We start from the raw sequence: 26314 nt of genomic DNA, 5'->3' as shown, positions 1-26314 counted from the left end.
ACCTGTAGAACAGTTCTTAAGCAATGCGAGGAACCAACGCGTGAGACAACGCAGGGTTCCTTTGTTTTTTGCGTCAAATTACGATTGGCATGGCATTTGCAATAATTATCTTCAAATGCCCTTCCCTGTCATGGGGAAACAAGACCCCTCCGGACATATGGAACGGCATAAAGGAGAGGAAGAGCAACATGCTAAAAAAAATTCTGAAGATCAACGGATTGCTCCGGACTTTAATTGTCGATCCGGAAAGTTCGCTGGCCGATGTCCTGCGCCAGCAGCTTTTATTGACCGGGTGTAAAGTCGGGTGCCGCCAGGGACAATGCGGGACTTGCTCCATCATTATGGATGGCAGGGTTATCCGGTCCTGTATTGTCAAAATGAAAAAAGTCCCCGAAGAAGCCGCCATTACGACAATTGAAGGGCTGGCTACCCCGGAAAACCTGCACCCCCTGCAGGTCGCCTGGATGGCGTACGGTTGCGCCCAGTGCGGCTTTTGCAGTCCGGGCTTTATTCTGTCGGCCAAAGTGCTGCTGGATGAAAACCCCAATCCCGCCCGGGAGGATATTCGCAGCTGGTTTCAGAGAAACCGCAATGCCTGCCGCTGCACAGGCTATAAGCCGCTGGTTGACGCCGTCATGGCAGCGGCCAAAGTCATTCGCGGCGAAGTACGCAAGGAAGATCTGCTGTACAAACCGGTAGGCAATAGAATTTACGGCACAACCTACCACCGCCCGTCCGCTTTGCAGAAAGTAACCGGCACCTGGGATTTCGGGGCCGACGTTGCGCTGCAAATGCCGCCGGGAACCCTGCGTATGGCGCTGGTGCAGGCCGAAGTGTCTCATGCCAACATTCTGGGCATTGATACTGCCGAAGCGGAAAAGATGCCCGGCGTATATAAAGTGGTTACCCATAAGGATGTGAAAGGCAAAAACCGCATTACCGGCCTGATTACCTTCCCCACTAATAAAGGGGACGGCTGGGACCGGCCGATTCTGTGCGATGAGAAGGTATTTCAGTACGGGGACGCCATAGCCATTGTCTGCGCCGATACGGAAGAACACGCCCGACAGGCCGCCAAAAAAGTCAAAGTCGAGCTGGAGGTCTTGCCGGCTTATATGAGCGCGCCTGCAGCCATGTCGCCTGATGCGATCGAAATTCATCCAGGTGTGCCGAATATCTATTTTGAACAGGGTATTGTCAAAGGTGAAGACACCAAGCCGCTGATGGAAGACCCCGAGAATGTGACAGTGGAAATTGACGCCTATTGCAGCCGCCAGCCGCATCTGGCCCTGGAACCTGACTGCGGCTGCGCCTACTATGATGAAGAAGGCCGCCTGACCATCCATTCCAAGAGCATTGCCCTGCATCTGCATCATGCCATGATTTGTCCCGGGCTTGGCATTGAGCCGGATAAACTGCGGCTGGTCGCCAACCCAACCGGCGCCACCTTTGGCTATAAATTCAGCCCGACCAACGAAGCGCTGCTGGGCGTGGCCTGCATGGCTACCGGCAAGCCGGTTTCCCTCAATTTCAATATGCATCAGATGATTACGTACACCGGCAAGCGTTCGCCGGTATTCATCAAATGCAAGCTGGCCGCCGATAAAGCCGGCAAACTGCTGGCAATGGAAACAGACTGGTCGATGGACCATGGTCCGTACAGCGAATTCGGCGACCTGGCGACCCTGCGGCAGGCCCAGTTTACCGGCGCCGGTTATGATATCCCAAATATCCGTGGTCAGGGCCGCACCGTTTGCACCAACCACGCCTGGGGGTCTGCTTTCCGCGCTTATGGTTCACCGCAAGCCTTTCTGGCCTCGGAAATCGCCATTGACGAACTGGCTGTAAAGCTGGGCATGGACCCGCTGGAATTGCGGTTTAAGAATATTTACCGGCCCGGCGCCACTACGCCTACCCAGCAAGTGCCGGAAGTATTCTGCTTTGAAGACATGTTCAATACGCTCCGGCCGCTGTATGAAGAAGCCAAAAAGCGCTGCCGGGAATTATCCACCCCTGAAAAGAAACGCGGCGTGGGCATTTCTCTCGGCATTTACGGCTGCGGCCTGGATGGTCCCGACTCCTCGGTAGCCTGGGTGGAGCTGAACAAAGACGGTACGGTGTCGGTAGGCTCCTCATGGCAGGACCATGGGCAGGGCGCGGACCTGGCCTCTCTGACCCATGCGCATGAAACGCTCCGCCAAATGGGAATAACGCCTGAACAAATCCGGCTGGTTATGAATGACATGGCCTTTACCCCAGCCAGCGGCCCTTCCGGCGGCAGCCGGCAAAATGTCATGACCGGCAACGCCACCAGGGTCGGCTGCGAAATGCTGGTCAACGCCATGCGCAAACCGGACGGCACTTATCGCACCTATGAGGAAATGGTCGCCGAGAACATCCCGCTCCGCTACGACGGCAAATGGACGGCGTCCATGTGCACCGACTGCGATCCGGAAACAGCCAAAGGCGATCCGTTTGCCATCTATATGTATGAAGTCTTCATGCCGGAAGTGGAAGTCGATATGAAGACAGGCAAAGCCAAAGTAGTGAAATTCACCACAGTTGCCGACATCGGCACAATTACCAACCGGGCGACCACCGACGGCCAGATTTACGGAGGTCTGGCTCAGGGCATCGGCCTGGCTCTGACCGAGGATTTTGAAGACCTGAAGAAACATACCAATCTGATTGCCTGCGGCCTCCCCTTTATACAGGACATCCCTGATAACCTGGAAATTATTTATAACATCACCCCGCGCGAACACGGTCCGTACGGCGCCGCCGGAGTGGGCGAAGGACCGCTGACCGCTCCGCATCCGGCCATCCTGAATGCTATTTACCATGCCACAGGAGTTCGCATTTACGCCGTCCCGGCCCTGCCGGAAAAAATCAAGGCCGGCCTGGAAAAACTCAAAATCTAAGAAACGAGCGCATACAAATGAATCAAAAACAATTGCGGAGCAGAGAAGCGCAATGCGTCCAGGAAAACCCGCCGGGCTGCACCGCCGGATGTCCGGTTCACGTCGATGTCCGGGGCATGCTCGCCGCTGTGCGTAAACAGGATTATACGGCCGGTTTCGCTTTGTTCCACCGAATGGTGCCTTTTCCCGGAATCATCAGCCGCGTTTGCGATCAGCCCTGCCGCCGCTACTGTAAACGCGGCGAACTTGATGAGGCAATTTCCATCAGGGCGCTGGAGCAAATTTGCGTTGACTATAACCAAACCATAACAAAAGCACCTTCCCTGCCGGTGAAAAAGCCGCAGGTGGCCGTTGTGGGCGCCGGTCTGAGCGGGTTGACCGCAGCGGTGGAGCTTGCCCGGAAAGGCTACGAGGCGGTTGTGTTTGAAGCCGCCGGCCAGCCGGGCGGAAGGCTCCGGACAATTCCGGAGAACCGGCTGCCCCGGCAAGTGCTTGACAGGGATTTTGAACTTTTGGCCAGCTACGCAGTAAAACTCCAACTCCACCATCCGGTCGGCAACCGGCCTGACGCCAGCAGGTCTTTAGACAGTCTGCGCCAAGAGTTCGCCGCTGTTTATCTTGGGATAGGCGCTGAAAACTCGGCCCTGCAGGAGCTGGGCCTGGAGCTTGACAACGCCGGCGCTGTTGCAGTGGACGCGCAGACGCTGGCGACCAGCCAGGCGGGTGTTTTCGCCGGTGGCAGTTCCCGCCAGAGACCGTCCGCCTGGTCGCCCATTGCGTCAATCGCGGACGGCAAAAGCGCGGCCATCTCCATTGACCGGCTGCTGCAAAACGCGTCGCTTACCGCCAGCCGGGAGCCGGCCGGCTCCTGCCGGACAAGGCTGTATAGCAATATTGACGGGATTGCGCCGCAGGCGCTGACGCCAATGGCCTCCCCCGCCCTGGGCTACAACCGCGAGGAGGCGCTGCAGGAGGCCGGCCGCTGTCTGGCCTGTGAATGCCGCGAGTGCGTAAAAAAATGTGAATTTCTGGCGCATTACCGTTCTTATCCCAAGCGTTATGTACGGGAGGTATACAATAATCTATCCATAGTCATGGGCATTCATCATGCCAATAAAATGATTAATTCCTGCAGCTTATGCGGTCTGTGCGCGCATATTTGCCCGGAACACCTGGCGATGGGGGAAGTATTCCTCGAAGCAAGGCAAACGATGGTGGCCAAAGGCAAGATGCCGCCATCGGCCCATGACTTCGCCTTGCGGGATATGCAGTTCAGCAACAGCCGGCAATTTTCGCTGTGCCGTCATCAGCCGGGCCATCTGTCCAGCAAAGCCGTCTTCTATCCGGGCTGCCAGCTGGCGGCGTCTTCACCGGAGGCGGTGACGGCATTGTACCGGTTTCTTTGTGACAAACTGGCTGGCGGCGTCGGCCTCATGCTGGGCTGCTGCGGCGCTCCGGCCGGCTGGGCCGGACAGACAGCCTTATTTCGGGAAACGATGAAAACAGTGGAAGACAACTGGCGTAAATTAGGCAGTCCGGCCATTCTTACCGCCTGTCCAACCTGTTTTAGCATGTTCAGGCACAACTTGCCGGATATACCGCTGGAGACGGTATGGACGCTGCTGGACCGCACCGGTCTGCCGCCGGCGGCGCAACCGGCTTCCCAACCGTCAAGGCTTGCTGTCCACGACAGCTGCACGACCCGCTACGAGGCCGGGTTACAAGCCGGCGTCCGCAGTATTGCCGGCAAATTGGGGTATGAAATTGAAGAATTGCCTGACAATCGCGAGCATACCGTTTGCTGCGGGTATGGCGGGCTGATGAGCTGCGCCAACCAGGAGGTTGCCCGCAAGGTCATTGACAGACGCATCACGGAAAGCCCGTCCGACTATCTGGTTTACTGCGCCATGTGCCGGGATAATTTCGCCGGACGCGGAAAGCGCGTCCATCACCTGCTGGATTTGATCTTGGGGCGCAGCCACGATCGGGCTTCCAGACCGGGTCCCGGCTATTCAGACCGTCAGGAGAACCGGGCCAAATTAAAAATTTCGCTATGCAGGGAAGTCTGGGGTGAGAGAGTGGAAGCACCAAAAGCTGAGTTTCAGGTAATTATTCCGGAAAAGGTCAAGCAGGTGCTGGATGACAGGCGAATTTTAGCCGGCGATGTCCAGGCAGTCATCGCCTATGCCGAACGTACCGGCAATAAACTCCGGGACAACGACAGGGAACATTATATTGCGTATTTGCAGCCGGCCAGCGTAACCTACTGGGTGGAATACTCGCCCTGCACCGGCGGCTTTACCGTTCATAATGCGTATTGTCACCGGCTGGAAATTAACGGATAGCGGGGGAAAACCGATGGTCACTAAAACAATTGAACACCCCTTAAATATTACTTGCGCCAAATGCAATATTCAGCTGACGCCGGGACAGGTCACCCTGTCCTACCTTGGCGGCAGTTTTCCGGTGGAACTGTACCGCTGTTCCCAATGCGGCCTGGTTTATATTCCCGAAGACCTGGTTCAGGGAAAAATGCAGCAAGTGGAAGCTGCACTGGAGGATAAATAATGGACAGGAAAATGACCGACCATGTGCTTGGGCTGGAGGAACCCCTGCATCCCGGCGGGCTGCCGCTAACCGGCCGCCTGGTGGATTACTGCGCTTTCCCGGCCGGGGCGTTAATCATTGACCTCGGCTGCGGCGGCGGCGTAACGGTGGAATATTTGTGCGGCGTCCGGGGTTTACGGGCTTCAGGAGTCGACCGGGACAAAACCCGGCTGGAACAGGGACGAAACCGACGGCCTGAACTGGCGCTGGTCCGGGCGTCAGGTGAAGCACTGCCCTGGCCGGACGCCGCCGTACACGGCGTTCTGGCTGAGTGCAGCCTGTCCGTAATGCCGGCTGCCGGAAAAGTGCTGGCTGAAATCAACCGGGTGCTTATCCCCGGAGGCAAGCTGGCAATCACCGATCTGTACGCCCGGCGCGTAAATACCCGGCGCAACGGTGGACTGATGAGCAGGGAAGAATGGGCGTCGCTGCTGACCGGCTGCGGGTTTCGTACGCTTGTCTCGGAAGACCAGTCGGCTTGTCTGCAGGAATTTGTGGCCCGTTTTATCCTTAAATACGGTTCGGCGGAAAAGCTCTGGCAATGCACCTGCGCCGGCCGGGACAGACCGCCGGGAACGCAAGAGCTGTTTACCGCGCAACAACCGGGCTATTTTTTACTGGTGGCGGAAAAAGTTACCGAACGGAAGGATGATCTGGTTTGACTAAAGCTGCTTGTCCCCGGTGCGCCGGCCAAACAGACGATACGCCCTTATTCCAATGTGTGAGATGTTTTACCGTATATTGCCGGAAATGCACGAATACCAACGAGGGGCGGCTTTGTCCCCAGTGCAGAATGTCGGCCCGGCTGGTACTATCGCCGGAAAAATAGCAGACCTGCGGGCCTGCCGGGAAAATTTGCAGTGGAGGCGGGAAAAGGATGACAGACAGGTTTATGAAGATGCTGGAACTATCACAGCAGGGTTTTTATTGCAGCCAGATCCTTCTGCTGATCGGACTGGAAGCGCAGGGCAAAAACATTCCCGAGGTGGTGCGGGCGATGTCCGGCCTGGTGGGCGGCATGGGATTTTGCGGCAAAACCTGCGGCGCTTTAACCGGCGGAGCCTGCCTTATCGGCTTGTATGCCGGCAAAGGAACGCCTGAGGAAATGGAGGACAGCCGCCTGAACGAAATGGTGAAAGAACTTGTCGAATGGTTTGAAGAAGAAAATCTTGCCCCGTATGGCGGCATCGCCTGCTTCGATATTTTGGAAAACAATCCGGCTAACCGGATGATGCGGTGTCCGCAGCTGGTCTTGCAAACACTGAGTAAAGTCGAGGAAATTTTGACCGCAGGCGGCTATGATTTGTCCGGGCAGACGGCCTATTAGGCTGCGGGCTGACCGGATACAGATCCGGCCGGAGACAGCCTGGCGAAATAAGGCCGGCAAAGGGAACGAAACAGCGGGAGGAGTGGATTCAATGGAGGCCCGGGAAATACCCGCCTATACGGAATGTCTGGCCATATTACGCCGTCATCAGAACAATGAGCGGATTATTGCCCATGGCAGAAAGGTCGCCGAGGTGGGAAAGCGTCTGGCCTGCTGTTTAAATGCCGCCGGTATGAAGCTTAATATAGACCTGGTAGTTGCCGGCGGACTGCTGCATGATATTGCCAAGGGCCAGCGCAACCATGCCGGCCGGGGCGAAAAGTTAATGAAAGCGCAGGGCTTTGAGACCCTTGCCGCTATTGTCGGTTCTCATATGGACATGGATTTTTCGGCGGAAAGCAACCTTGATGAAGCGGCAATCGTTTTTCTGGCCGATAAACTTGTGCAGGAGGATCGTCTGGCCAGTCTCGCCGACCGCTTCCTGCCGGCGCTCGCCAAAGGTTCCGGCAGTCCGGAAAAACTGGCGGCAATAACCCGGCGGCAGCGGACGGCCGAGGCCATCAGCAGCCGGATTACCGAATTGCTGGGCATCAGCCATTTAGAGGAAATTGCTCTGCAATAGGGGGAAGAACCTGTGAGTTACGTTTATGTGAACAATGCCGCTGCTTCCTGGCCCAAAGCACCGCTGGTAGGTCAAGCAGTAGCGGCCCATATCGAAGGATTGCCGTACCATGCCGGACGATCGGGGTTCAGTGCTCCGGATATTCCCGGGAACTGCCGCCAGCTATTGGCTGACCTGCTGCAGGTTCCGGACCGGGAACGGATTATTCTCACTCCCAATGCCACGCACGCGCTCAATATAGCCCTGCAGGGCTTTCACTGGAAGCCGGGTGGAGCTGTTCTGACCACTGCCGCCGAACATAATTCCGTGCTGCGCCCGCTGCATTATCTGGCCAAAAAGAACCGGCTTACCGTGCATATCGCTCCGGTCTGCCGGGAAGGGCGGCTTGAACCGGAGCAGTGGGAAACGGCATTGCGCAAGACGGCCCCTCAGCTGGCGGTATTTACGCATGCCTCCAATGTTACCGGCGCCGTCAATGATGCGGCGCTGCTGGGGCGGCTGGCAAAACAGGCCGGTGCTGCCACCCTGCTGGATGCGTCTCAGACGCTGGGCCTTGTTCCGGTGCTGCCGGATGTCTGGGGAATTGATATGGTTGCATTTACCGGACACAAATATTTATTAGGCCCGGGCGGGACGGGCGGGCTGTACCTTTCACCCGGCCTGGAGCTGGAACCGGTCTGGGTCGGGGGAACCGGAATCCAGAGTGAGCTGGCCGAAATGCCGCCGATCCTGCCGAGCCGCTTTGAAGCCGGGACGCCAAATGATGCCGCTTTCGCCGGGCTGGCTGCCGCATTGTCCTGGAATGTCCGCAATCCGCTTGACATCGCCGGCCTCCGGCAGCGGACGAAACGGCTAGCCCTGGGCCTGGCTGAAGCCGGCGCCAGTGTCATTGCCGTTTCCCCGCCCGGAACGCCGGTAGTCTCTTTTACGCTGACCAACTGGAATATAGAGGATGCCGGGGATATTTTACATAAGAGCTTTCACCTCATTTGCCGCACCGGCCTGCATTGCGCGCCGCGAATTCACACCTGCCTGGGCACGGCGCCGGCGGGAACGGTGCGCTTCAGCCTGTCCCGCTTCACCCGGGATGAGGATATTGACTATTGCCTGGCAGCCATCCGCCAGCTACAGCAATGAATACTTTTGAAGGGAAAAAAGTTGAAAACTGCTTTGGCGGGACACATATTTACGAATACCGGCTGCCAGTCAGAACCGGCGATACCTTCCTCGAACGGCTTGGCCGTCTGGGAAAGCTGGATTGCCGGCGAAACCTGCCCCGGCCTTATTTCCAGGCCCTTCTGCCGGAAGGGACCACAGTCAAAGGGGTTATTGACGACCAGGTAATTAAAGTAAGCTTTCCTTCGCCCGACCCGGCAGGCGGCAAACAGAAATTTGAAGAACTGCTGCGGGATTTGATTGCCCGGTGCTTAAACGATGAGGAAAGGTAGTTATTTGCCAATGACGCAACTTCAGGAACTAGCTGGCATTGTTTTATCAACAACCGAAAGCGTCTGCCCCGAATGCCTGCGCCGGATTTCCGCCCGGCGCGTGGCTGTGGGCGACCATATTTATTTACAAAAAAACTGTCCGGAACATGGCGATTTTACGGTGCTGATCTGGCAGGGAAAACCGGCCTATCAGACCTGGAATTATGCCAGGACGCCCTCGCCGCCGGCGGTGTGCGCCACTGCGCCGGCCAAAGGCTGCCCGTTCGACTGCGGGCTGTGTCCGGATCACCGTCAGCAAAGCTGCTGCGTATTGCTGGAGGTTACACCTAACTGCAATCTGCATTGCCCGGTCTGTTTCGCCGCTGCCGCGCAGGAGCGCCGGGCCGAACCGGAGCTGGCCGTGATCGAAGGCTGGTACCGTTTGCTTCTGAACAGCGGCGGTCCGTACAACATTCAGCTGTCCGGCGGGGAACCTACGGTACGGGACGATTTGCCGGAAATTATTGCCCTGGGAAAAACGCTGGGCTTTTCCTTTATTCAGCTCAATACCAATGGCCTGCGGCTGGCTGCCGACCGGGAGTATGTCCGGCAACTGGGAAAAGCCGGCTTGGATTGCGTGTTTCTCCAGTTTGACGGCCTGGATGACGGCATTTATACCCGTTTGCGGGGCCGGCCGCTGCTGGAACAAAAAAAGACGGTGCTCGATCATTGCAGCGCCTGCGGCATCGGCGTTGTGCTGGTGCCGACCCTCGTGCCGGGGATTAATGACGGTGATATCGGCGCTATTTTGAAGTTTGCCGTAAGTAAAATGCCGGTGGTGCGGGGCGTTCATTTTCAGCCCGTAAGCTATTTTGGCCGCTATCCGGAATATCCCCGGGACAAAGACCGCCTGACCCTGCCGGCTGTTATCAGAAACATTGAATGGCAGACGGGCGGGCTGATGAAAGCCAAGCATTTTGTCCCGCCGGGCGGTGAGCATGCCCATTGCTCATTTCACGGCAATTTTATTCTGATGCCGGACGGTTGCCTGCAGCCACTGCAAACGGACAAAGAGGCCGGCTGCTGCGGCCAGCCCCGGGCTGCCGCCAACGGCGCCAAACGCGCCCGGAAGTTTGTCGCCAAACAATGGTCGGCCGCCAAGGCGGCAGCTCCGGTCATAAAACCGGAGCTGCCGGAGCGCCCAGCCGGCCATTTTTCCAGTCTGGACGAATTTCTGGAACGGGTCAGCATCTATAAGCTGGCCGTATCGGGAATGGCGTTTCAGGATGCCTGGACCCTGGATCTTGAACGGCTCCGGGAGTGTTTTATCCATGTCGTCAGCCAGGATGGCCGGATTATTCCGTTTTGCGCTTACAACTTAACCGACTGCCATGGCCGGCCGCTGTACCGGAGCGGCGAATGAACGCCAAGCTGCCCGTTACCCCGCTGGCGTCCTGGATAGCCGCTAAAATACAGGCGGCCGGCAGCCGGATTTGCCAGGAAGAGCTTCGCGCTTATCAGCTGGCCAGCCTGAATAGCACCCTTCGCTGGGCCAGACAGCACAGCCCCTTCTACCGCGACCGGCTGGCCGGCTTGGGCGGCGGCAATTTGCTGACCAGCCTGGATCAGATTGCCAGCCTTCCTTTTACCCTACCGGCCGATGTCAGGGAACAGGGACTGCAGCTGCTTTGTGTTTCCCAAAGCGAGATCAGCCGGGTGGTTACGCTCGACACCTCCGGCACCACAGGACAGCCCAAACGGATATATTTTACCCGCGAGGACCAGGAACTGACCATTGATTTTTTCCGGTGCGGCATGTCCACTCTGGCTGGCCCGGGCGACCGGGTGCTGGTGCTGCTGCCGGGAGAGCGCCCCGGCAGTGTCGGCGAACTGCTGAGGATGAGCCTGGAACAGCTGGGAGCGGAGCCGGTGCCTTACGGACTGGTTGACAGCCTTTCAGCTGTCCTTAACCTCATTAAGCGGGAGCGGATTACCTGTCTGGCCGGTGTACCGGTGCAAGCGGCGGCGCTGGCCCGTTACTGGGAAAAAAACGGCGGCGGCTGGGCGCCGCAGCGGGCGCTGCTGAGCACCGATTGCGTTTCCGATGCTGTGGTGCGGGAACTGAAGCGCATCTGGGGCTGTGAAGTGTTCAGGCATTACGGCATGACCGAAATGGGACTGGGCGGCGGCATTGAATGTGCGGCTCATGCCGGTTATCATTTGCGCGAAGCCGACCTGTATGTGGAAGTGATTGACCCGGCGACCGGCCTGCCGCTGCCTGACGGCGAATACGGAGAAGTGGTTTTTACCACACTGACCAGGCGGGGAATGCCGCTTATCCGCTACCGTACCGGCGATATCTCCCGGTTTAGGCCGGAACCATGTCCCTGCGGGGCCGGGCTTAGACTGCTGGAACGGATCAGGAGCCGTTGTGACGGGCAGCTGCGGCTTGGCGGCAACGGAGGACTGACCATGGCCGACCTGGATGAAGCACTGTTGCCGCTGCCGGGGATCGCCGACTTCAGCGCTGTTGCCGATAATGGCAGCGCGCTGCTCAAGCTCAGGCTTTGCCTGGTTTTGCTGGAAGGGTTCCCCGTTCCCGCCCCCGCCCTTCTCCGGAAAGCTTTGCAGCAAATACCGGCCCTGCAACGGGCCGAACAGGCCGGTCAATTCGATTTGGCCGTAGAATGGATTTCCTGTAGGGACGTATTGCCGTTCCGGGCGGAAAAACGGAGACTGCGTATGACCGGCGGAGGGCCGCCGCAGCAGCTTCGGGCTGAATAAACGCGGCTGAAGCCTTGTTCCATAGTTTGAAGGAAAGTGGTGACAATCGTATGCAAGACAGAAAAATTTATCTGGCGCGGCATGGCCGGATAGCGGCCGACGGCAACAGCGACCACCGCTATATCGGCCAGATTGATGTACCGTTGTCGGCTGAGGGTATTCGCCAGGCCGCCTTGCTGCGCCAGGCGCTGGCCCGGCAGGAAATCGGGCATATTTTCAGCAGTGATTTAACGCGTTCCGCCCACACTGCCGCAATCATTGCCGCCGGGCGGGGACTCACTCCGGTCAGCCGGGCCGATCTGCGGGAAATTGCCATGGGCCAATGGGAAGGAAAAAGCCTGGCCGACATTGCCAGACAGTGTCCGGCGGACTATGCCGAACGTGGCCGGGATATTGTCAATTACCGTATTCCCGGCGGTGAAAGCTTCGCCGACTGCCAAAACAGGATCAACGCCGCCCTGGCTGAAATCCTGGCCTCAACAGCCGGAAATGTTCTGATCGTCGGCCATGCGGGAATCAACCGGCTGTTATTGTGCCAGGCTCTGGGAATGCCTGTCACCGGTCTGTTCCGGATCGGGCAGGATTATGGCTGCCTGAACATTCTCGTCAACAGCGACCGGCAATACCGGGTTCAACTGCTCAATGCCTGGCTTGGCCCAACGGCAGCTGCTCCCGATTGCGGCTATTCCGGCGGCGGCTGCTGTTAAAGCGGCAAAACAATGTACCTTCCCTGATTTGTTCCGTGCTTTTGCCCAGGACCGGCAGGTAAAACAGCCGGACGGCGGGAAAAATACATGATAGTATCCCGGACCAGTACATCATAAAGAACGAGGTGATCTGATGGAACAGTTCTCGCTTCAAACCCCCGCCGAAGGCTTTATCGACATTACAGCGCAGGTAGCCGCGATCGTCGCGCGCAGCAGCATTCACCAGGGCCTATGCCAGATATTTGTTCCCCACACTACCGCCGGAGTAACCATTAACGAAAACGCCGATCCCGACGTATTGGCCGATATGATGGCAGCCTTCAAGCAAATGACGCCAGACCTCCCTTACCGCCACCGTGAGGGAAATTCCCCGGCGCATGTAAAGAGTTCACTAACCGGTTGTTCCCTTACCGTACCGGTCATCGCCGCCCGCTTGCGCCTGGGAACCTGGCAGGGTATTTATTTTTGTGAGTTTGACGGGCCGCGCCGGAGGAATGTCTGGATTCAGGTCATTGGCGGGGCTTAGATTAAACTCCGGACTATTTTGCTGACATTGAAAAAATCAAAGAAACTGCCGTCAAATCATTCTGCAAATGATTTGACGGCAGTTTCTTTGTGGCTCGCATCCTTCTGAACGCCGAAACGGCAAAGCGCGGACTTGTCCGCCTATCCAATTGATACTCCTGCTTAACAAAATACTGCTGTTATTTGACGCCGACAGGTCCGCAAAGCTTTCCCTGTTTGCAACCGTCTATCGCCCTTGCCGGCACGGGGCTTTTATCATGATCAATCCCCCTGCACCGGCACCACATAAATCTCATTTTTATGAGGCAGCTTCTCTAACCGCGGTTCAAAAAACAGCCTCTCACCCTCATTTCGAAAGATCCTTTTACCTTTTTCGATCATTGCCGGCCCCTTAGTCCCAAGTGAATATAATATCTTCCCGTAATGCTCGCCGTCATTATCCAGATAACCCCATTCAATATTCAGTCTTGGGGTAACCTGCAGCTGCGTGTAAACCTTAAAATCAACGTCATCAGCCAAGTCACGATGATTCCAGCCAAAACCCTTAATATAAAATTGGGCCCATGGCGCATAGGCCAAAGTCGTACCGACCGAATAATCATAACCGCTCAAAGCCCGCTCATACAGGGAATTTGAGGAATTTACCGCCCTGGCCTCAGAAATGGCATAATACAGATTGGCCTGGTATTTATTGCGTCCCCGGGTATATTCAATACTGCCGCCGATTCTTTCATGCCCGTGATCAAACCCATAATCATAAAAAATGCTCACCGTATACATTGAAGCTTTATCGGCGGAAAGAATGCGGCGTCCGATCCCGGCATTGGCCACCAGGCCGCCGGTGTCATTGCCAAGCCTGAACTGCGTCAGGCTGGTAATTCGCTCAGCCGGATCGCCAAGCGGCTGAACGGTCTCGATAACATAAACCGGCGTTCCATCCGCTTGTAACCGCAGGCCGAGGTCGGTACGCTCGAGCCAGTCATACCGGGCGCTTTTCTTAAAATTCCGGAGTTCCTGGTCAAGATAGGAATTTCCTACCTTCGCCAAGCCCTCTTCTAAGCTGACCTCCTCCGCCGCAGCGCCAGGTGGCTGCAGCAGCGACAAAAATATGAAGACCAAAAGTATTCCTCTCATTATTATGCTCCCTTGCCCATACGCTTACCGGAATAGCTTTTTCCTGAGCTGGTCCGTTACCGCTTGTCTCAATTCAGTTTTCGACACAGGCACCGCTTTTTCTTTCAACATGTCCAGCGCCTCCTGACTGAGCTGTTCAGGATAAAGAGTACCCAGTGCAGTATGTACGGCAATATCAGAGATTTCGGTTTTATCTCCCTGTTTAACAAAAGAGCCTGTCAGTGACTGAAACGAAAGTCCATAGGCCTTGCCGTCCCTGATAATGAAATTCCCCCTGGTTACCGCCGATTCACCCTGACCGCTGACCGTACCCGTAAAATCAAGCGGACCCGACACGTCCTTGTCAGTCAGGCGGGAACTGTTCATCCCCTGGCCGGAAACGGCGAATTGATACTGCTGCGTGTCGGGGGCGACCTGCCCCGCTGCATTGAGCACGCCCTGATAAGCGTTCCCCCGCACCTGATCCAAAGCCAGCTGACCGTCTGCAAAACGGAAGCTGCCGGCCACATCGCTCGCCGCTACTTCGCCAAGGCCCACTTCATGAGTCTTAAAAGCTCCCGTAATAACCGGTGCAGTGCCGCTGCCTGAAACCCTGGCGTCGATGACCAGCGGCTGCCCAACGGACAGGCCGGATACAAATGCAGCAGCGTCAACATTAGGTAAATTCAGGGTAAAATCAAGCTGAGGCTGACCGCTGCCCCAGAAAACAGTTCCCTGTCCGTTTACCTGCTGCCCGGACACCAGCCCGGACAGACCGGTAAAGGTAACTCCGTCCGCGTCCAATTGAAAATCGCTCTTTCCCTCCTGCAGGGCAAAGGCTCCAGCGGCCTTTACGCCATCCATAACGCCCTTGGCATGGTAGCTGAGCGTTCCCTTCTCATCCTGCGTGACATACACGGCCAAATCACGCACTGTCCCCGCTTCAAGCGTGGTGTCGCCAAGCGCCAGCAGATCGCTGAATCCCGCTAAATCCAGCGTTTCGGCTTGAAGTACGATTTCCCCTGCCCAGGAGCCCTGCACAGTAAAAGCATCCTTCCCAAGCATTCCTCCGGCCTGCAGTGCGATCACCGGGGCCTGCCGCCAGTCAAAGCTGCCGTTGATTCCGGTCAGAGTCCGCTCTCCCAGGGCTGTATCCAAAAAGATCACGCTGTTCTCAAGCACAACCTTGCCGTGGAAGGCGTTTACCGTCGAATGGGACTCTTCATCTTCCTTCAGGAACCCATTCCAGTTAAACGCAGCGCCATTCTGCTTAACAAAAATTTCAGACTGCTCCAGCAGCACCTGCTCAACCTGGGGCAATCCCAGACTGCCACTGGTTAAATCGGACCAACGGTAACGAATCTTCACCGACGGACTCTGCAATAAAAGCGCTCCTTCCCGGTCATAAAGAGCGATATCCCGGATACGAATGCGGCCGGACAAACTTAAGTCTATTTTCCCTACCGTAATCCTGCCGTTTACCGCATTGCCCGCCCGCTCAAGCAACGTTGCCTGCAGCGTCTGGGCCAGCTTAGCCGAGACAAATTGCCAGCCTCCGATCAATAAAACCAGCAACAGCAGCAATCCTGTCAAACTTTTTTTATGACTGATCAACCAAGATCTCATACCGCGCCTCCCTGTCTGTGATTAAGTTTTCTTCATTCGGAAAGACATATTAAATATTAACCGTCTTCTCGCACCCGCGGCGTAAAATCATGAACCCTCTTAAAAGCAACAGTAAAATTACCGGGACTTTCACAGCCCGGAAAAGTACTGATATTTTGCATGCTCAGCTCATCATTGGATAACAGTCGCAAGGCATCGTTCATTTCCCCCCCGGCGTATGTAATCGGCAATGGTCAGTTTTATAATACGCTTTAAAGCCTGGTAAAGTTTGGTCATGCCTATTCGGCATGCGGGCCGGCTGCCACATCCGGTAGTGATAAAATATTCTTGTTCAGTTCTTCCTTCACCTGCCAATAGGTTTATATTATGATAAGTCAGGTGATTGGGACTGTCGGCGGCGATGCCTGAAACGCAGGTGTTGCCGGACTGCCGGCAACTTCTCCTGTTTATTATCATATCATGTTATGCTTTCCAGATGCTATTGGTATTTCGTTCCTCAATTACAGCTGAATCTGCTACAAAAAGACGCAAAGCAAGAATGCCCTTCAGGCTTGACACGTCCAGGCCCCAGAGGCGTGACCGCTTTTTTACAAAAATTTCACCTATATTTCCTTTATGTATTCAAAACGGAACACGCCGCAATCATTCTCCGCCTGATAAAGCGAACGATCAACCAGTAAATAATAGTTTGCGGTATTTCCTTCATACAGCAGCCGGCATTTCGCCGGGATTAAATTGACACACTCATGCCTTTCATTATTAATGGTAAAGGTTACCAGCCTTTCTTCCTCCTGACTTTTGCAATATTTTGCTTTTAAATCCATTACCAATCCCTCTTTTCCGCCATACAACATAAACTTAAGCGACTTTACGTCAATTGTTTTAATGTAGCATAAAATATACAATCCCCTGAGAGATAAAAAACAGGAAGTAAAATAAAAATATGGCCTATAATGATTTGAAATATAGAAAACGGTTTACAACGTCAATAAAAAATGAAATTCTGGATGCCTTTTTCCTGTTGGCCAAACAGAAGAAACAACCGAAAAGCTGGCTAATGGATGAAGCGCTTGCGGACTTATTACAAAAATACGGTATCAAAATTAAAGAACAGAAAGATTAATTTTCTTGATCTGACTCCGCCATTAACAAAAATATACACTATATAATGACTATATGCAACTATATACAACCAGTTACATTCATATAGCTTATCCAATACACTATAAGTAATATTAAGTATTGGAGGCAAATAAATGGCAGAACCTTATTTACGCTATCGAACCCGCTTTACTTCGTCGCTGAAAAACGATTTAATGAAAGAGTTTGACGAACTTGCCAAACAAACGAGAATACCAAAAACCAGGCTATTGGACGAAGCAATTGAGGATTTGTTAAAAAAACATAAAAAACTGAAAAAAAGCTAAAGTCTCATCATAAATAAGTCCGGCCGTAAAAAGTTCGGTATAGCCTCGAGCCACCCCGAAAAAGCGAAATCCGATAAGTAAAGGCAGTACAGCTCTCAGCTGTACTGCCTTTACTTATCCCTTAGCCGCGCTCAGGAGCTTATGCTGTTTGGTTCCTTAATGGCCCGGCGAATCGCAAAACGCAGGAGGGACAACCGGGCGGCTGGCCTTACGCCTTCAATGTTCACATTCTCAGCAGGATGGTTTGGGGGCGCTGCTGCAACCGGCTTGTACGGTATAATTCCATAATTGCTGATTGCTGGTGTCGGCGCCGACCGCTCCGGCCTTTAAGATTTGCCTGACATCCTGCGTGCTTCTAACCAGCCCGGCGGCAATCACCGGCTGCGGAAAGTGCCGCCGGATCAGCTCATAGACCTTTAAAACCGCAATGCCCGGCATGATTTCAATAAAATCCGGTTTTGACTGGCGCAGCGCATTGATTCCGCTGGTTACCGACGGAGTATCATGAGCGAAAATCCGCTGCGCTGTAATCAGTCCCTCCTTATGACCGGAGGCGATCAACTGCCCATTGGGCGTGACAATACCGTCCACCCCGGCTTTCTCTTTGAGGTAGCGGACGGCAACTTTGTCCCTGCCCATACCGCCAATCATATCAAGATGCGCCAGCACGATTTTATTATGTTGACGCAGCTGCCGGCACATATCCACGATATTGAAAATATCACCGGAGGAAACCATAATCACCTGCACCTTGCTGCTGACGGCCAGCGGAATCAGCTCAGCGTTTTGCAGGGACGCAATAATCGGACAATGCTGCAGTGCTGTTAAAACTTTGGCTGCGGAAATCATATGCTCCAGTCCTTTCCAACAAATATTCGACTCTCGAATTGATTTGGCGATAATTGCGGATATTCCTCCATCGGCAACATATTTAATCCGAGGTGTCCCATTGCCTCACTCTGCGCCCTCCATGATCTGCGCTACTATTTCCACCGGATGCAGCGCCGGATAACCGGTGCCATGCCTGATTTGCAGCCGGCAGGTAGCGCACTCGGTAACAGCCTGATCAGGATTATACTCCTCAACGGCGGCAAACAAAGCTTGGCCAATTGCCATGGAAATATCGTATTTTTCCTGTTTAAAGCCGTAAGTTCCCGACATGCCGCAACAGCCGCAGTCAATGTCAGACACCTGCAGTCCGGCGATGGACCGCAATAACTTAAGCCAGGGTTTCCCCATACCCTGGGCTTTCTGATGGCAGGGAGCATGGTAAGCCAGTTTGCGGGCCGCCGCCTGCGCTGGTAAAACAAACCGGCCTTCTTGCTGTAAATCGGCCAGCAATTCACCCAAATCATACGTACTGGCGGCAATTTTTTCGGCTACTTTGCCTAAATGGGCATCAGCGGCAAACAGTCCGGCATACTTCGCTTTCAAAGTATGACCGCAACTGGTGCAGGCGGTTACAATCCGGCAGCCGCGGCTAACCCAGTCTTCCAGGGCCAGCACATTGTGTTCGGCGTCACGCAGCATTTCCGCTTTGTCACTGCCGGCCGGGAGGCCGCAGCAGGCGGTCCGGGCAATTTCCACCCGATAGCCGGCTTTCGCCAATACCTTTACCGCAGCCTCACCCGCGCCGGGATCATTATATTGAATAAAGCAGCCGGGAAACAACACGATCGTTTCCTGCAAGGCAGTTCCGGACGAGCCGGTCAGCCGCCGTCCGGTATAGGGCGGCAAAGTCCGGTTGGCGGTAATGCCGCCCAGCGGCAGCAGCGCTTTGGCCGCCCGCAGGGCCAGATTGCTCACCGGAGCGGCGAAAGTATTCATTTTGCCGAGCAGAGCAGGCCGGGCAAATAAATAATCACGCAGTTTTTTCGTCCCGTTTTTTTTCTGATGCGTCCTGGCCTCGGCAATAGATTCGGCTACCTGAACCTGATTGGGACAGATTAGCGCGCACTGCCCGCAGCCCAGACAATAATCCGCCCATTCCAGCTCGCAATGGATCCCTTCCCGGCGAAACCGCTCAATATCCGAACCAAGCTTTTTCGGACCGGGATAATCAGGGCGTACCCGCAGCAGCGGGCATACCGCATTGCAAAAAGAGCATTTAAAGCAAGCATCCAAATTCATACGGTCATTTGCCATGCCACTCACCCCCCCGCGGCCAGAATTCCGGCCTGGTATCCCGTCAGTATGGCCAGAGCATTGCCGCTCTGCCGGTTATAATCGGCCAGAAGGCTGCCAGCCCCGAATAGATTGGCGGCCACCGGCCGGTTTTCGTTATCCAGCAATTGCAGGTATTCATTAGCGGCGGCATCCACCTGCAGCTCTTCACTATTGCCGCTGCTGTCCTTATCGATAACCACCTTGTATTGATTGATCCTGCCGCTGGCAATAATGAAGCTGTCGGCCCGGATGACCCGTTTTCGGCCGGGCGTAGCCAGCACTGCCGCCGCACAGCGCCCATCCCGAATCTGCAAAGTCTGGACAGGATAAGCCAAATTCATTTCCACCCCGGCCTGCTGCAGATATTTTTGCAGCCGGCTGTAGATTCTCAACCCGGTCACCGCCGGCGGTACCGTATTCAACTCGCCGGCAGGACAACCAATGATGTCCGTAAATCGCGCCAACGCACTGCTGGCTGTGGTATGCCCCAGTATTGCCGGCAACAAAACCAAATGATAACCCTTAGCCAGCGGCTGCAGAATGCGGGCCAGTTTATCCCGGTTGGACTCTGTTTCCAGGTAATTGGCCGCATCCAATGTATTAAAGCTCCCGTTCGGCAGCCAGGGTATGACAACAGTCAGGCCGCTATATTTCATTTCCAGTCCGGCTTGAGCGGCGGCAGCGGTTAACAGCTCCGCGGTGAAACCGGCATTAAAGCCGCTCAACCCCCGGATACCGGTTACCAGCACCCGGCTGCCGGCAACCGGCCGGCCGGCCCAGATTGCTGCCGGCGCCATCGACACTGCCTGGAAGCTGCCCATAGCGGTGGGCACCTGCGCCAATGTCCCGCTATTGCCTCGATAATCACAGCCGGCCGCGGCAGTTATTTCCTGAAAAAACTGCACTGCCGGTTTTAAATAAGACCGTCCGGTGTCCATTCCCGCAAAACTTATACTGCCGCCGCCCAGCGCCAAAGTGCCGGGGCCGCTGGTCGCCAAAGTCACGGCAGCCCCCTGCCCGGCGGCTGCTGCGGCGGCGACTATTCCGGCCAAGCCTCCGCCAATCACTACCACATTTTTCTGCTTGTTCGCCAAATTCATCACCTGACCTAACATCTAAAGTCGGTTGCATCAACCGAATAACGCCAGTTTTAGGCCGGAGGAAGCCGAGCTCCCTCCGAACCTGGTGCAAAATAACATTGTTCGCGTAACTCGCCGCTCTCTATACAATACCAATCGCCCTGCTGATTACTACAGCCAAAACCCCGGCAATCATCGGCCCGGCCACCGGAATCCAGGCATAGCCCCAGTCTGACGAGCCCTTGCCGGCAATCGGCAGTACCGCATGCGCAATACGGGGCCCAAGATCACGGGCCGGGTTGATCGCATAACCGGTCGGTCCGCCAAAGGAAAGGCCCACAGACCAGACCAGAATACCGACCAGATAGGGTCCAAAGCCGGCGGCGAAATCAGCGCCGCCATTACTTAATTCTTTAGAAAAAAGCACAAATACCAGCACAATCAGAAACATTGTGGCCACAATCTCGCAGATAATATTGGCTCCGGTATTGCGAACCGCCGGCACTGTCGAAAATACCCCTAATTTGGCCACTTTATCCTCGGTAATCCCCCAGTGCGGCAGATAAGCCAGCCAGGCAACGCAGGCCCCGGCAAAAGCGCCGGCGATTTGTACCAGCATGGTCATCACAGCATGCCCCGGCTCATAAACACCAATCATTGATTTGGCCAGCGTAATGGCCGGATTCAAATCAGCCTGCGGCGCGCCTGTCGTAATCGCGCTGGATGCTCCGAGCACTACGGCAAAGCCCCAGGCGGCAGTCACCGTCAGCCAGGCGCCGCCGCCGCCGGCGCCTTTGGAGTTTTTCAGCGTCAAATTGGCGCAAACCGCGCAACCAAAACTAATCAAAACAAAGGTCCCAAAAAATTCACCAAATAAATTCGTCATACAGCCGCTCTCCTTTTTTAGTAAAATTTTCAATATTCCTAAATAAAGCTGCAATTTATTTTGTTTCCGTTTAATTATCGCAATATTATGACTTTAATTATCAGACTTTGACTTTATTGGCCCAGCCTCTGGTTAATTTAACTGCTTCCTGCCAGCCATGGTATAGATTATCCCGATATTCGGGCGCCATTTCAGGCTGGAATTCCTTATCCACTTCCCACTGTTCAGCAATTTCATCGGTACTCGCCCACAGGCCGCTGCCCAGTCCGGCCAGATATGCGGCTCCCAGCGCCGTCATTTCGGTTATTTTCGGCCGAATTACCTTTACGCCTAAAATATCGGATTGGAACTGGCACAGCAGGCTGTTCTTAACGGCGCCGCCGTCCACCCGCAATTCGGTTATGGCAATGGTGCCATCTTTCATTACGGCGTTGATGATATCTTTGGTCTGGTAAGCCAAAGCTTCCAGTCCGGCCCGGATTAAATGGTTTCTGGTCGTACCGCGGGTGATGCCGATAATCATACCCCGGGCGTACATATCCCAGTAAGGCGCGCACAAACCGACAAATGCCGGCACCAGATAAACGCCGCCGGTATCGGGCACCATAAAGCCGTACCACTCGGTATCGGCCGCAGTATAGATAATTTTCGCCTCATCCCGCAGCCATTGGATGGCAGCGCCTGAAATAAAGATAACGCCTTCCAGGCCATAACTGATTTTACCGTTCAGCCCCCAGGCGATTGTAGTCGTCAGCCCCTCCTTAAATAACGGCTTGTCGCCTGTATTCATCACATACACGCCGGCGGTGCCGAACGTATTTTTCGCCATGCCGGGCTTAAAGCAAGCCTGGCCAAACAGGGCGGCCTGCTGATCGCCGGCGTCGCCTCTGATCGGAATTTCCGCGCCGAATAACGCCGCCTTGGTTGTGCCATAATCACCGTTGGAGTCGATAACCCTGGGCAATATTGCCATGGGTATATCCATCTTCCGGCATAACTCCTCATCCCAGTCCATTTTGACAATATTATAGAGCATTGTCCGCGATGCATTGGAATAGTCGGTAAGATGGCTTTTACCACCGGTAAGGTTCCAGATCAGCCAGGTGTCGATTGTCCCAAATAGCAGTTCCCCGTTTTCCGCCCGCTGGCGCGCCCCGCTCACCTCGCTTAAAATCCAGGGAATTTTTGAAGCGGAAAAATAAGCGTCAATTACCAGGCCGGTCTTTTCCCTGATTTCATCGGTCAGGCCGGACTCCACCCATTTTTCCACAATTTCGGCCGTTTGCCGCGACTGCCAGCAAATGGCGTTATAAACCGGTTTACCGGTCGACTTATCCCAGATAACCGCGCTCTCCCGTTGGTTGGTTACCCCAATCGCCCGTATTTCCTCCGGACATATCCCGGCTTTGTTAATGGCCTGCCGGGCCACCTCAATCTGGGATTCCAGTATTTCTGCCGCATCGTGTTCAACCCAGCCCGGTTTGGGAAATATCTGCGCAAACTCCCGTGAAGCATCGCCGATGATGCAGCCGGTTTTGCCGAAAATGATGGCTCTAACCCCGGTAGTGCCTGCGTCCAACGCCATAATATATTTTTTGCCCATCATACTTTTGCCCCCGTTCATTATTTTTTAAAAAATCAACCCGGTAGATGTGAAACCGGCATCAGAAGAATTCCTTCTGATGCTTAAGTTTCACTTCCCGCAGCCTGCAGCCGCACCGATACCGTTACAAATTCCGCTCAATACCGTATCAGGATGGCGCCGGCTATTCCCGGATGCAGCCTGCCTTATTTAATTCAGCCATATTACGATTCAATATCATAGAGTTTGTCATAGTCATCCACCCCGTAAACGCCCCAGGTTTTAAGCGCACCGGCCAATTCCGGCTGTTTTTGGGCCGCTTCGGTGATATCAATGCCGTTCATGACAGCGTCAATACTTTGCCGGAAGGCAATGGCTCCGGCTTTTGGCCCCTGCGGATGTCCATGGATGCCGGCGCCGACGCCGATGATAATATCCGATCCGAGGTTTTCCATCAGGTAGGGCACCATGCCCGGTGTCACCCCGCCGCCAATGTGGGTGAAGGTCTGTTTGATGTGGTGCATTTTGGAGTAGCCCACCTGCCAGGTACGAACAAATTTTTCTTTTAAGGCGTTGAATTTGGCGGATGGCGCCACGTTCAGCGACATGTCGCCGCCGCACAGCCGAATCAGCTTTTGCGCCACTTCGGTGCTCATCCCCTGATTGGGGGCTACCGTCTGGGCGCCGCCATAGCAGGTGTGCACGCAAATCGGAACATTAATCTGCGGGTCTTCCGCCAACAACCGCAAGCCGGAATACCCTACGCCGAAGACATTCACCATGATCGCATTGGCGCCGGCTTCAATCGCCCGGTAAGCATTGTCCTTAAGACGCACAATTTCATCGGTGATATTGACGGTATACAGCGTCATTTCGCCTTTTTCCTGGTCGGCCCGCCTGGCAGCCGCCATGTAGGCCTTGACTCTTTCTTCCAGCGGCGAGAAGGCCGGGCTGCCGGCAATCAGCTCGTCATCCTTGATCCAGTCGGTGCCCCCGACTGCGGCATTGTAAAACAGCTCCGCCCCTTCCGCCGGTGTAATGCCGGTGCAGGGTTTTATCATATTGTTGACAATCGGCCGCTTGGGAATATTCATTAATTTGCGCAGTCCCTCGATTCCGAATTTCGGTCCTTTAAACTGCTTCAGGAAACTTGCGGGAAATTCCAGATCAACCAGCTTCAGGTTCGGCATGGAAGAAATATTGCCGATAACCGAAGACAGCATTAACGGAATATTGTCATAAAAGTTAATCCAGGGAAAAGCGCAGCGCAGAATAAAATACCGGGGCTGATCCTTGGGCAGCTGCGCAATTAATTCATAGTTGGGCACGCTGTAAATACCGATAATTTTAGCGGAGCTTCTGGCCCGGACTTCTTCGGTTTCGCCCGGCACGGCAAACCATGAACCGGACGACTGTTCAATGGCCAGCGCCGCGGACTTTGCCACCAAATCAGCCTGGGCGCCGCCGGCGACCAAATAGGTGGCAATAACATAATCTTCACTGTTAATCCCTTCCGCCAGCGGAAAGAGACTGGGATGATACAATTCTTTCATTTTCGACATCTCCTTTGTTTGTTAATCACATGGTAAATCCCGGCTTTCGCCGCAGCCTGACAACAGTTCACCTCCTCAGCCTGAATCCCTCAGCACTAAGGCCGGACGCAGTTTAACGTTTGCTCGTATAACTGGCGGCTGAGCGCCAATTGCTGGTTCTGCTTGCCATGCGGCACTAGTTGCTGTCCTTTCCAGCGTTCTTTCAGGAAATTGGCCAATTCCGCCCTGGCCTGTTCACCCCGCCAGATCCCCTGTTCATAAACCGCCAGCATGGCCTTATAACCGCAAAAGTTTCCCTGGCAGGTTCCCAGCCCCAGCCGCGTTCGTCGCCCGATGTCGCCGATGGTCCGGGCCGGAATGGTAATCCTGCCCTCCACCGCCAGTTCCAGCTCGGCCCTGGTGACAAATTCGCATTCGCAGATGATTTCCGCCTGTAACGGATCCCGGCGGATTTTGTCCACCACCAGCGGCAAATTACAGCCCAAGCGGTGACTTGCCTTTTCCAGCGCCGGTAACGGCAGATATTGCCCGGCTTCCGCCATACTGCCGCGTTTCGCCGGCGGCCGCAATACCCGCTGATGCGTTACGCATTCCTTATTGACTGCCAGTTTGCGGCAGACCAGGTCGGTGGTGACCTGGGCCATCAACCGGTACGTGGTAAGCTTCCCGCCCAGAATGGAGACAAACCCTTCCAGCTCGTCTTCCGCCCGGTGGTCCAGTAAAACGAAATTGCGGCTGATTTCCCTGCCGCCGCCGGCAACGGCGGCTTTGGGGCTGTATAAGGGCCGTATGCCGGAAAAAGCCCTGATTATCCTGGCCTTGTGCAACCCGGGAAAGGTAACCGCCGCCAAGCCCAGCATATAATCCACTTCACCGGGATTGATATCCATGATTTCCGGGTGGGCCACATTGATGGAGGTGGTGCCCAGGATTGAGACCGGCCCGCCCGGTACGATCAGATCACAGTCGCCGGGAACCTTCAGCCGGTTCACCGTGCCGTGGGTAATCCGCTGATTGAAGATCACCAGACTGCCGCGATTACAGACAATATTTACTTCAATACCCACCAGCGCCGCCACCAGCGCTCCCCATGGGCCAGCCGCATTGACCACAACTTCGCAGGCCAGCTCGCCTTCCTCGCCGGTCAGCGTGTCACGGTAACGGACGCCCCGCACCCGCCGGTTGTTCGTCTTGATTGCGGTGACTTCACTATACGTTTTAACCGTCGCCCCGGCGTCCACCGCATCCTGCGCGTTAAGCGCGGTAAGCTGAAAAACATCAATATGGGCGTCAGGGACACTGTAGGCTCTGGTTATTTTGGTCGTCACATTCGGCTCACGTTCCTGAACCTCCCGGGGCGACAATTCTGCAATACCGATGCCGGCCTGGTTACAGCCGCTGACAAACTGTTTTACATATTCCGCATCGTCCTGTTGTAAATGAACGAACATCCCGCCGGTATCTTCAATACAGCAGGCCGCAGTCGCTTTAAGAATGGCATTTTCCTCAATGCATTCCCTGGCCGCATCAATATCCCGGACGGCATACCGCGCTCCGCTGTGCAGCAAACCGTGACACCGTCCGGTGGCCCCGTGGGATAAGTCCCGCGTTTCAAACAAGACCGCCGGAATGCCCCTTAATGCCAGATCCCGCAAGATACCGGTCCCGGTACATCCTCCGCCAATGACCACCACCTGGGTTCTTGCCAATTTTCTTACCCCCTTTGTGAAGAAAATAGAAATCCCCATAGAAACTATAGGAATTTCTTCCTACAGTCCCTATGGGGATCTTTCATATCCTCTTGATCCCTGGTATATTCAGGCCGGATACCCTGAGTATCACTTCGAAACCCTGAATTACCCTGTCACTATTCAATTGTAAAATTACCTTAAGTTAATTATAAAATAATTATTTAATTTTGACAATAGTTAATTTTCAGTTTATTTTTAGTCCTGGATAAGG

24 protein-coding genes are annotated in these 26314 nt (G+C 54.8%); 14 read left to right on the top strand and 10 right to left on the bottom strand.

Translation table 11 applies throughout. From position 1 onward, the window contains the following. The first annotated feature begins 188 nt into the window (after nucleotides 1-188). From BLR06_RS15035 to BLR06_RS14980, 12 genes are all read left to right on the top strand, one after another. Entirely contained in the window at nucleotides 189-2921 is a 2733-nt protein-coding gene (locus BLR06_RS15035) for a molybdopterin-dependent aldehyde oxidoreductase (RefSeq protein ID WP_092074426.1), read from the top strand. 17 nt (nucleotides 2922-2938) lie between these two features. Beyond that, a complete protein-coding gene (locus tag BLR06_RS20270; protein WP_092074425.1) occupies nucleotides 2939-5266 on the top strand; it encodes a pyridine nucleotide-disulfide oxidoreductase/dicluster-binding protein in 2328 nt (775 codons plus the stop codon). 13 nt (nucleotides 5267-5279) lie between these two features. Next, complete coding sequence (locus tag BLR06_RS15025; protein WP_092074424.1) at nucleotides 5280-5489, top strand: DVU_1557 family redox protein; 210 nt, start codon at nucleotides 5280-5282, stop codon at nucleotides 5487-5489. Continuing rightward, nucleotides 5489-6190 (top strand): DVU_1556 family methyltransferase, encoded by a 702-nt coding sequence (gene trsM, locus BLR06_RS15020; RefSeq protein WP_092074423.1) that lies wholly within the window; start codon nucleotides 5489-5491, stop codon nucleotides 6188-6190. Before BLR06_RS15025 ends, trsM begins: the two co-directional genes overlap by 1 nt. A gap of 215 nt (nucleotides 6191-6405) precedes the next feature. After that, on the top strand, nucleotides 6406-6855 hold the full coding sequence (locus BLR06_RS15015) for a DVU_1555 family C-GCAxxG-C-C protein (protein WP_092074422.1): 450 nt from the start codon (nucleotides 6406-6408) through the stop codon (nucleotides 6853-6855). A gap of 91 nt (nucleotides 6856-6946) precedes the next feature. Continuing rightward, on the top strand, nucleotides 6947-7477 hold the full coding sequence (locus tag BLR06_RS15010) for an HD domain-containing protein (RefSeq protein WP_245698173.1): 531 nt from the start codon (nucleotides 6947-6949) through the stop codon (nucleotides 7475-7477). 12 nt (nucleotides 7478-7489) lie between these two features. Beyond that, nucleotides 7490-8614: an aminotransferase class V-fold PLP-dependent enzyme gene (locus tag BLR06_RS15005; RefSeq protein ID WP_092074420.1), complete on the top strand. Its 1125-nt coding sequence runs from the start codon at nucleotides 7490-7492 to the stop codon at nucleotides 8612-8614. Beyond that, on the top strand, nucleotides 8611-8925 hold the full coding sequence (locus tag BLR06_RS15000) for a hypothetical protein (RefSeq protein ID WP_139164512.1): 315 nt from the start codon (nucleotides 8611-8613) through the stop codon (nucleotides 8923-8925). The genes BLR06_RS15005 and BLR06_RS15000 overlap by 4 nt, the downstream gene beginning before the upstream one ends. Next, nucleotides 8912-10327 carry a radical SAM (seleno)protein TrsS gene (trsS, locus tag BLR06_RS14995; RefSeq protein WP_245698168.1) on the top strand — a complete coding sequence of 472 codons (1416 nt, stop codon included), beginning with the start codon at nucleotides 8912-8914 and terminating at the stop codon, nucleotides 10325-10327. Before BLR06_RS15000 ends, trsS begins: the two co-directional genes overlap by 14 nt. Next, nucleotides 10324-11688 (top strand): DVU_1553 family AMP-dependent CoA ligase, encoded by a 1365-nt coding sequence (locus BLR06_RS14990; RefSeq protein WP_092074417.1) that lies wholly within the window; start codon nucleotides 10324-10326, stop codon nucleotides 11686-11688. Before trsS ends, BLR06_RS14990 begins: the two co-directional genes overlap by 4 nt. 50 nt (nucleotides 11689-11738) lie before the next feature. After that, a complete protein-coding gene (locus BLR06_RS14985) occupies nucleotides 11739-12395 on the top strand; it encodes a histidine phosphatase family protein (protein WP_092074416.1) in 657 nt (218 codons plus the stop codon). A gap of 133 nt (nucleotides 12396-12528) precedes the next feature. After that, a complete protein-coding gene (locus BLR06_RS14980) occupies nucleotides 12529-12921 on the top strand; it encodes a secondary thiamine-phosphate synthase enzyme YjbQ (protein WP_173813059.1) in 393 nt (130 codons plus the stop codon). Nucleotides 12922-13181: 260 nt separating this feature from the next. On the opposite strand, the gene BLR06_RS14975 is transcribed toward BLR06_RS14980, so the two are convergent. From BLR06_RS14975 to BLR06_RS14965, 3 genes are all read right to left on the bottom strand, one after another. Beyond that, the gene (locus BLR06_RS14975; RefSeq protein ID WP_092074414.1) at nucleotides 13182-14054 is read right to left on the bottom strand and encodes an inverse autotransporter beta domain-containing protein; all 873 of its coding nucleotides are present in this window, start codon (nucleotides 14052-14054) and stop codon (nucleotides 13182-13184) included. Between the two features lie 24 nt (nucleotides 14055-14078). After that, complete coding sequence (locus BLR06_RS14970) at nucleotides 14079-15659, bottom strand: AsmA family protein (RefSeq protein WP_092074413.1); 1581 nt, start codon at nucleotides 15657-15659, stop codon at nucleotides 14079-14081. A gap of 602 nt (nucleotides 15660-16261) precedes the next feature. Next, on the bottom strand, nucleotides 16262-16483 hold the full coding sequence (locus tag BLR06_RS14965) for a hypothetical protein (RefSeq protein ID WP_139164510.1): 222 nt from the start codon (nucleotides 16481-16483) through the stop codon (nucleotides 16262-16264). Nucleotides 16484-16602: 119 nt separating this feature from the next. Between BLR06_RS14965 and BLR06_RS14960 the strand changes: the two genes are divergently transcribed. Together BLR06_RS14960 and BLR06_RS14955 are read left to right on the top strand one after the other, a co-directional pair. Beyond that, entirely contained in the window at nucleotides 16603-16782 is a 180-nt protein-coding gene (locus BLR06_RS14960; protein ID WP_092074411.1) for a ribbon-helix-helix domain-containing protein, read from the top strand. Between the two features lie 133 nt (nucleotides 16783-16915). Further along, nucleotides 16916-17086 carry a ribbon-helix-helix domain-containing protein gene (locus tag BLR06_RS14955; RefSeq protein WP_092074410.1) on the top strand — a complete coding sequence of 57 codons (171 nt, stop codon included), beginning with the start codon at nucleotides 16916-16918 and terminating at the stop codon, nucleotides 17084-17086. A 231-nt stretch (nucleotides 17087-17317) separates the two neighbouring features. On the opposite strand, the gene BLR06_RS14950 is transcribed toward BLR06_RS14955, so the two are convergent. The 7 genes from BLR06_RS14950 to glpA form a co-directional block, all read right to left on the bottom strand. After that, complete coding sequence (locus tag BLR06_RS14950; protein WP_092074409.1) at nucleotides 17318-17935, bottom strand: glycerol-3-phosphate responsive antiterminator; 618 nt, start codon at nucleotides 17933-17935, stop codon at nucleotides 17318-17320. A 105-nt stretch (nucleotides 17936-18040) separates the two neighbouring features. Continuing rightward, on the bottom strand, nucleotides 18041-19231 hold the full coding sequence (locus tag BLR06_RS14945) for an anaerobic glycerol-3-phosphate dehydrogenase subunit C (protein ID WP_092074408.1): 1191 nt from the start codon (nucleotides 19229-19231) through the stop codon (nucleotides 18041-18043). Nucleotides 19232-19236: 5 nt separating this feature from the next. Next, nucleotides 19237-20346: an FAD-binding protein gene (locus tag BLR06_RS14940; RefSeq protein WP_173813061.1), complete on the bottom strand. Its 1110-nt coding sequence runs from the start codon at nucleotides 20344-20346 to the stop codon at nucleotides 19237-19239. A gap of 127 nt (nucleotides 20347-20473) precedes the next feature. Next, nucleotides 20474-21217 (bottom strand): MIP/aquaporin family protein, encoded by a 744-nt coding sequence (locus BLR06_RS14935; protein ID WP_092074406.1) that lies wholly within the window; start codon nucleotides 21215-21217, stop codon nucleotides 20474-20476. 100 nt (nucleotides 21218-21317) lie between these two features. Further along, nucleotides 21318-22820 (bottom strand): glycerol kinase GlpK, encoded by a 1503-nt coding sequence (glpK, locus tag BLR06_RS14930; RefSeq protein ID WP_092074477.1) that lies wholly within the window; start codon nucleotides 22818-22820, stop codon nucleotides 21318-21320. Between the two features lie 203 nt (nucleotides 22821-23023). Further along, entirely contained in the window at nucleotides 23024-24352 is a 1329-nt protein-coding gene (locus tag BLR06_RS14925; protein WP_092074405.1) for a RuBisCO large subunit C-terminal-like domain-containing protein, read from the bottom strand. A gap of 95 nt (nucleotides 24353-24447) precedes the next feature. After that, a complete protein-coding gene (glpA, locus tag BLR06_RS14920; RefSeq protein ID WP_173813063.1) occupies nucleotides 24448-26061 on the bottom strand; it encodes an anaerobic glycerol-3-phosphate dehydrogenase subunit GlpA in 1614 nt (537 codons plus the stop codon). Nucleotides 26062-26314 lie beyond the last annotated feature (253 nt).

Origin of the sequence: Dendrosporobacter quercicolus (assembly GCF_900104455.1) — a bacterium.
GTDB classification, from domain to species: domain Bacteria; phylum Bacillota; class Negativicutes; order DSM-1736; family Dendrosporobacteraceae; genus Dendrosporobacter; species Dendrosporobacter quercicolus.
This window is presented reverse-complemented; position numbering and strand designations above follow the sequence as displayed.